Genomic DNA, 6,923 nt, shown 5'->3' on the forward strand with positions numbered 1-6,923 from the left:
CCCGCGTGCCGGAACCCGCCCGCCGGCGGTCTCCCCCGCACTACGGTGCGGACATGGGCCGCGCCGAGGGGATGCGGGACGTCGAGGTCGACGCCCCGGCCGACGTCCCGCCCGGCGCGCCGGAGCCCGGCCCGGACGTGGCCCGGCGGCGCCGGAGGCTGCTGCGCTGGTGGCCCGTCGCCCTGGTGCTGGTCGCGGTCGTGGTGGGCAGCCAGGTGCTGCACGACGCCCGGGCCCGTGCTCGGGTCGCGGCCGCGCGGGGACACCCCGAGGTGGTCGGGTACGACGTCGGCCCCGCGTTGCCGGTCTCCGCGGCGGACCCGGACCTCGTGTGGAACGAGCCGGGTGCCGTCGTGGAGGGTGTCCGCGTGGGGAGCGCCTCGACGGACTCGGGGCAGCCGCGCGCGGTCGAGGGCGTCGACGTCTCCTCGGGCGCGGTCGTGTGGCGCAGCCCGGTGGAGTCGCCCGAGGAGGCCGCCGCGCTGCGGTCGGTGCAGCCGCCCTGGTGCACGGTCGGGGACCCGGCGGGTGACGCGGTGACCTGTTTCGTCCAGGACGCCCCGACGCAGGAGGTCGGCGACGACTCCTGGCAGCTGGGCGCGCCGGTGCGGTCCCGGCTGCTCACCGTGGACGCCAGGACCGGGGAGGTCACAGCGGAGCGCGAGCTCGCACCGGTCGCCACGGCGTTCGTGGTCGAGGACGTCCTGGTGCGGGCGGAGCTCGTCGAGGACGTCGTGCGGGTGGCGGCGGAGGACCCCGCGACGGGCGACGAGCGGTGGTCGGTGGACCTGCCGGTGGTGACCGGCGCGCTGGAGATCGGCGGGTCGCCGTCGCCGAGTCTGCAGGTGACGGAGCGGCACGTCGTCGCAGGTCTCGGTGGCCACGCGTGGTCGCTGCGCCGGTCGGACGGCAGCGTCGAGGTCACCTCGGGACAGGTCTGGGTGGGACGGGGCGAGCGCCTGGTCTCGTCGTCGGACCGGGGCCGCACCAGCCACCTGCACGGCGCGGACGGGCGGTTCGACGTCGCGACCGCCGGGGAGCCGGTCACGTTCGGCCTGGACGACGGCAGCGTCCCCGCGCTGGACCTGCTGGTGGACACGTCGGAGGAAGGCCGGCGGGTCCGAGCCGTCGACGCCGCCACTGGCGAGACCGCCTGGGAGTACCCCGTGCGGGGTGCGGCCTACGGGTCGGTGCTGCTGCTGCACGACGTCCTCTACGGCGCCGACGCCGAGGACGTCTGGGCCGTCGACGCCCGCGACGGCCGGGAGGTGTGGCGCAGCCCGCGCCACCCGGGCGGGGAACCCGGGCCGACGCAGCTCGGCACGTGGCTGCAACCGCTCACCGACGGGCGCGCGCTCCTGCTCGCGGAGCCCACCGGCAGCGACGGCACGGAGGGCGTGCTGCGGGCGTGGTCGCTGACGTCCGGCGACGCGCAGTGGAGCACCACGCTGCCGCCCGAGGCCGGCGGGTACGTGACCGTGCGGGACGGGGTCCTGTACGGCGGGCTGCCGGACCCGGTCCGGCTGGGAGGGTAGGCGCGGGTCACCTGGTCAGCCGCCGAGAGCCGTGAGCACCGCCTGCGCGTCGTCCACCTCGGCGGAGCGCCCCTCCGGCAGCCGCGACGCGGACGTCCGCTCCGCCGCGACCACCTCAGGACCAACGGGCCGCGAACGAGGTCAGCGCGCGGCCCCTGCCCGGCTGGGCGCGTCGCCGCGAGCGGGCTCGTCCGACCCGTGGACGAGCGTCCCGAGAAGGGCCAGCGCGTCGGCGGACGGCTCGTCGGCCGGGCTGTAGACCTCGAGCCGGTGGTCGGGTGCGTCGGCCTGCAACCACACCTGGAAGTCCAGCGTCAGGGCGCCGACCAGGGGGTGCCGGAAGCGCTTCGTGCCACCGGTGCAGGCGCGGACCTGGCCGGACGCCCAGAACTCCGCGAAGTCGTCGTCCTTCATGCAGAGCTCCCCGACGAGCTCCGCCAGCCGCGTGTCGTCCGGGTACTTCCCGCTGATCAGGCGGAGGTACGCGACGTACCGGCGCGCCTCCTCCTCCCAGTCGAGGTGGGCCGCCCGGGTGTGCGGGTCGAGAAACAGCAGCCGGGGCAGCGAGGGCCTGGTCCGCGGGTCGGTCGTGTCGAAGGGGAGGTGCGGGGCGAGCAGGGCGTGGCCCGTGCGGGTCCAGCCGAGCGCGTCGTTGCGCCGACCCAGCAGCACCGCCGGCCGGTCCCCGAGCGCCTCCAGCATCGCCAGCGACAGCGGGTGCGGGCGCTCGGGGCGGACCCGGGGCGCCGCCCGCACGAGCGCCGGCCTGGCCAGGTCGAGCAGGTGCTCGGTCTCCGTCCGCGACAGGCGCAGCGCCCGGGCGACGGCGAGCAGCACCTCGTCCGAGGCGTTCCGCGCGTGGCCCTGCTCGAGGCGGGTGTAGTACGCGACCGACACCCCCGCGAGGTGGGCCACCTCCTCGCGCCGCAGGCCGGGCACCCGGCGACGCCGCCCCCAGCTCTCGACCCCCGCGTCGTCCGGGGACAGCGCCGCGCGCCGCGACGCGAGGAACTCGCCGAGGCTGCGCGCACGGGCCGGGCTGCTCATGCCATCCAGGCTACGCACCAGCCCCGCGGGGAGCCTGTCCCCCGCAGTGGTACGCACCGCGGTCCCCCGCTGCACGGGGGTCTGGCTGCACCGGCGGCGGGCTCCCGAGACTGGCGTCGCCGCCCGCACCACCGTGCGGGCGCACGATCTGCTGAGGAGGACACATGGCCGACTACCGGGCGCTCGTCGTCGGGGTGAACGGCATCATCGGCGCGGAGATCGCGAGCCGGCTCGCGGCGCGCGACGACTGGGAGGTGCTCGGGCTGTCGCGCTCGGCCCACGACCTGCCGGACGGGGTGCGACCCGTGCTCGCCGACCTGCAGGACGCCGCCGCGACCGTGCGGGCCCTGGCCGACCTGCGGCCCACCCACGTGTACGTCACCGCGTGGTCGCGGCAGGACACCGAGGCGGAGAACATCCGCGTCAACGGGCAGATGGTCCGCCACCTGCTCGACGCGCTCGCGCCGGCCCGCTCCGTGCGGCACGTCGCGCTGATGACCGGGCTCAAGCACTACATGGGGCCGTTCGAGGCGTTCGGCACCGGCGAGATGCGGGAGACGCCGTTCCGGGAGGAGTCCGAGCGGCTCGACGTGCCGAACTTCTACTACGCGCAGGAGGACGAGCTGTTCGCCGCGGCCGCCCGTGACGGCTTCACCTGGAGCGTCCACCGGGCGCACACCGTCACCGGGCACGCCGTAGGGAACGCGATGAACTTCGCGCTCACCCTCGCCGTGCAGGCCGCGATCGCCCGGGAGACGTCCACCCCGCTGGTGTTCCCCGGCACGGAGACCGTCTGGAACTGCCTGACGGACATGTCGGACTCGAGCGTCGTCGCCGACCAGATGATCTGGGCCTCGACCACCCCCGGTGTCGGGAACGAGGCGTGGAACGTCACGAACGGCGAGGTGTTCCGGTGGCGGTGGCTCTGGCCCCGCCTCGCCGACGCGCTCGGCGTCACCTGGGAGGGCCCCACCGCCACCCCGCGGCCGCTGGTCGAGCAGATGGCGGACAAGGAGGCGCTCTGGGCGCGGATGGCCGCCACGCACGGCCTGCGCGAGCCGCGCCTGGACCGCGCCGCCTCGTTCTGGCACACCGACAGCGACCTCGGCGTCGAGGTCGAGGTGCTCGCCGACATGACGAAGAGCCGCCTCGCCGGGTTCCGCGCGTACGTCAGCACCGAGCAGGCGTTCCTGGACCTCTTCGACCGCTACGAGGCCGACGGCCTGGTCCCGGCGCGACCGCGACGGGGCTGACCGCCGGACCGGTCGTGCGGGGTGTGTGCTGGCACCCGGTGGTGGGCCCGACCGCGCAGGTGCCACCCCGCCCGACCGCCCCGGAGGGGACGACCGACCTGTGACGACGCCCGAGGACCGCGAGCGACGTCGCGGCGCAGAACGTGTGGGCGCTGCTGCGGACCGGGCGCACCGGTCAGCGCGTGTCCGCCGGCACCACCAGCGGGCCGCCGGTCACCGGGTCCGGCACGACCGTCGACTCGAGGCCGAACACGTCCCGGACCAGTGCGGGCGTGACGACCTGGTCGGGTTCGCCCTGCGCGACCACGCGGCCGTCCGCCATGGCGACCAGGTGCGAGGCGTACCGCGCGGCGTGGTTCAGGTCGTGGAGCACGGCCACCACGGTGCGGCCGGCGAGCCGGAGGCGGTGCAGCAGCGACAGCACCTCGAGCTGGTGCGTGAGGTCGAGGTACGTCGTGGGCTCGTCGAGCAGCACGATCGGGGTCTCCTGCGCCAGCACCATGGCGATCCACGCCCGCTGGCGCTGCCCGCCGGACAGCTCGTCCAGCCGGCGGTCGGCGAGGTCGGCGGTGCCCGTGTCGGCCAGCGCCCGGTCGACGGCCTCCGCGTCCGCCAGCGACGACCGCCGCAGGACCCGCTGGTGCGCGAACCGCCCGCGCGCGGCGAGCTCCGCGACGGTGATCCCCTCGGGTGCCCCCATGCTCTGCGGCAGGAAGGCCAGCCGGCGGGCCCGCTCCCGGGCGGGGTAGGACAGCAGCGGCGCACCGTCCAGCAGGACCCGCCCCGCCGCCGGCACCAGCAGCCCGGACAGCGCGCGCAGCAGCGTCGACTTGCCGCAGGCGTTCGGGCCGATGATGACGGTGAACGACCCGTCGGGGACCGCGAAGGACAGGTCGGTGCTGACGGTGCGGCTGTCGTACCGCAGCGTGACGCCCTCGACCCCCAGGCGCGACGGGCCGGCGGGCGCCGGGCCGGTCGGGAGGGCGGGTGCCGGGCCGGTCGTGGTCATCGGGGGGTCCTCGTCTCGCGGAGCAGCAGCCAGAGCAGGTAGGCGCCGCCGACGACGACGGTCACGACGCCGACGGGCACGGCCAGGGGGACGACGTGCTGGGCGACCAGGTCCGAGCCGAGCAGCACCAGCGCACCGGTCGCGGCGCTCGCCGCGAGCGGGATCCCGGCGCTGCGGACCAGCCGCCGGGCGATCTGCGGCGCGGCGAGCGCGACGAAGGCGACCGGCCCGGCGACCGCGGTCACGGCGCTGACCAGGGCGACGGCCCCGAGGAGCAGCACCGCCCGGTCCCGGCGCGGGTCGACGCCCGTGGTGCCCGCGACGTCGTCGCCGAGCTCGAGCTGGGCGAGCGCGGCCGACCGGCCGCCCACCAGCACGAGCAGCACGGCGACGCAGCACGCGACCGGGGTCACCAGCTCCGCGGTCGCCGTGGTCAGGGTGCCGGCGCCCCAGGCCGAGGCGAGCAGCGCGGTCTCGAGGTCCGCCCGCAGCAGCACCCAGGTGTTGAACGCCGCGAGGGTGGCCGACACCCCGATGCCCACCACGATGAGCCGGAACCCCTGCGACCCGTCCCGGCGGGCCAGCAGCGCGACGACCAGCGCGGTCAGCAGCCCGCCGACCAGCGCCCCGCCGGTGCGGGCCGTCCACGACCCGCCGAAGCCCACCAGGGCGACGAGCATCCCGGTGAACGCGCCGTTGGACAGGCCCACCACGTCCGGGCTGGCCAGCGGGTTGCGGGTGACCGCCTGGAACACGCCGCCCGCGACGGCCAGCGCGGCGCCGAACAGGACGGCGGCGGCGACCCGCGGCAGCCGCCACTCCAGGACCACCGTGCGCGCCAGCCCCTCGGTGCGCCCGGTGAACGCCCCGAGGACGTCACGCACCGGGACCGGGAAGTCGCCGATGGCGAGCCCGACGACGGCCAGGGCGAGCACCGCGCCCACGGCGACCGCGCAGACCACGGCCTCCCGGACGCCGATCCCCGCGTGCCACCGGTCGGAGCCGACGAGCAGCCGGCGGCGGGCGGTCCCGGTGACGCGGACGACCGGCGTCGTCCCGGTGCGGCTCACAGCGCCGCCGCCCGCCGGCGCCGGGCGAGCGCGACCAGCACCGGCGCACCGACGAAGGCGGTGACCACGCCGACCGGCATCTCCCCGGGCGGCACCGCGACCCGGCCGACCACGTCGGAGGCCAGCACGAGCACGCTCCCGGCGACGAGGGAGCCCGCGAGCACCCGGCGCTGGTCGCTGCCGACCACCCAGCGCACGGCGTGGGGCACCATCAGCCCGACGAACGTGATCGGCCCGGCCACGGCGGTGGCCCCACCCGCGAGCAGCGTCACCGCCACCAGCACGAGCACCCGCGTACGGGGGACGTCGACCCCCTGGGCCCGGGCGACCTCGGGCCCGAGCGCGACCGCGTTCAGCCCGCGTGCCGACCACCCGGCCAGCAGCAGGCCGACCACGACCAGCGGCAGCACCGGCAGCACGACCTGCGGCCCGCGCTCCAGCAGGCTGCCCGCGTTCCACCCGCGCATCCGGTCGAACGCGTCCGGGTGGGTCAGGGTGATCCCGGTGGTGATCCCGGCGAGCACGGCACCGACAGCGACCCCCGTCACGACCAGCCGGCCGGGCGGTGTCCGGGCGTCCCCCGCGCCGCCGAGCACGTGCACGGCCGCGGCGGCGACGAAGGCCCCGAGGCACGCGAGCACCATGTACCCGGCGGGCGCGGTCACCCCGGCGAACGCGATCCCCACGGCGACGGCGACCGCCGCCCCGGCGTTGACGCCGAGCAGCCCGGGGTCGGCCAGCGCGTTGCGGGTGAACGCCTGCATGAGCGCCCCGGCGACGCCGAGCGCGGCGCCGACGACGAGCCCGGCGACCGTCCGCGGGACGCGCTGCTCCCCCACGACGAACCGGGCGGTGTCGGAGCCGCCGCCGCGCAGCGCGGCCAGCACGTCACCGGGCGGGACCGGGTTGGCCCCGACCAGCACCGACAGCGCCACCGCGACCACGAGCAGGCCGACCGCGCCGAGCACCCAGGCCGCGGCCCGGCGCCGCGGGGGCCGCAGCCGCCGCG

General features: G+C 76.9%; 6 protein-coding genes. 2 read left to right on the plus strand and 4 right to left on the minus strand.

Annotated elements, in window-relative coordinates; translation table 11 throughout:
- The first annotated feature begins 53 nt into the window (after nucleotides 1–53).
- A complete protein-coding gene (locus EBM89_RS04675; protein WP_122148293.1) occupies nucleotides 54–1,535 on the plus strand; it encodes an outer membrane protein assembly factor BamB family protein in 1,482 nt (493 codons plus the stop codon).
- A 141-nt stretch (nucleotides 1,536–1,676) separates the two neighbouring features.
- Here EBM89_RS04675 and EBM89_RS22410 read toward each other — a convergent pair whose 3' ends face one another.
- Nucleotides 1,677–2,582, minus strand: a complete 906-nt coding sequence (locus EBM89_RS22410; RefSeq protein ID WP_122148294.1) for a helix-turn-helix domain-containing protein — start codon at nucleotides 2,580–2,582, stop codon at nucleotides 1,677–1,679.
- A 164-nt stretch (nucleotides 2,583–2,746) separates the two neighbouring features.
- On the opposite strand from EBM89_RS22410, the gene EBM89_RS04685 reads away from it, so the two are divergent.
- Entirely contained in the window at nucleotides 2,747–3,835 is a 1,089-nt protein-coding gene (locus EBM89_RS04685) for an SDR family oxidoreductase (protein WP_122148295.1), read from the plus strand.
- Between the two features lie 175 nt (nucleotides 3,836–4,010).
- On the opposite strand, the gene EBM89_RS04690 is transcribed toward EBM89_RS04685, so the two are convergent.
- Genes EBM89_RS04690 through EBM89_RS04700 form a run of 3 tightly spaced genes read right to left on the minus strand, consistent with a single transcriptional unit; the run spans nucleotide 4,011 to nucleotide 6,915 of the window.
- Complete coding sequence (locus tag EBM89_RS04690) at nucleotides 4,011–4,844, minus strand: ABC transporter ATP-binding protein (protein ID WP_122148296.1); 834 nt, start codon at nucleotides 4,842–4,844, stop codon at nucleotides 4,011–4,013.
- A complete protein-coding gene (locus tag EBM89_RS04695; protein WP_233571539.1) occupies nucleotides 4,841–5,914 on the minus strand; it encodes a FecCD family ABC transporter permease in 1,074 nt (357 codons plus the stop codon). The genes EBM89_RS04690 and EBM89_RS04695 overlap by 4 nt, the downstream gene beginning before the upstream one ends.
- Nucleotides 5,911–6,915 (minus strand): FecCD family ABC transporter permease, encoded by a 1,005-nt coding sequence (locus EBM89_RS04700; RefSeq protein ID WP_122148306.1) that lies wholly within the window; start codon nucleotides 6,913–6,915, stop codon nucleotides 5,911–5,913. Before EBM89_RS04700 ends, EBM89_RS04695 begins: the two co-directional genes overlap by 4 nt.
- Nucleotides 6,916–6,923 lie beyond the last annotated feature (8 nt).

This window comes from Cellulomonas triticagri, assembly GCF_003696205.1.
Taxonomy (GTDB): domain Bacteria; phylum Actinomycetota; class Actinomycetes; order Actinomycetales; family Cellulomonadaceae; genus Cellulomonas; species Cellulomonas triticagri.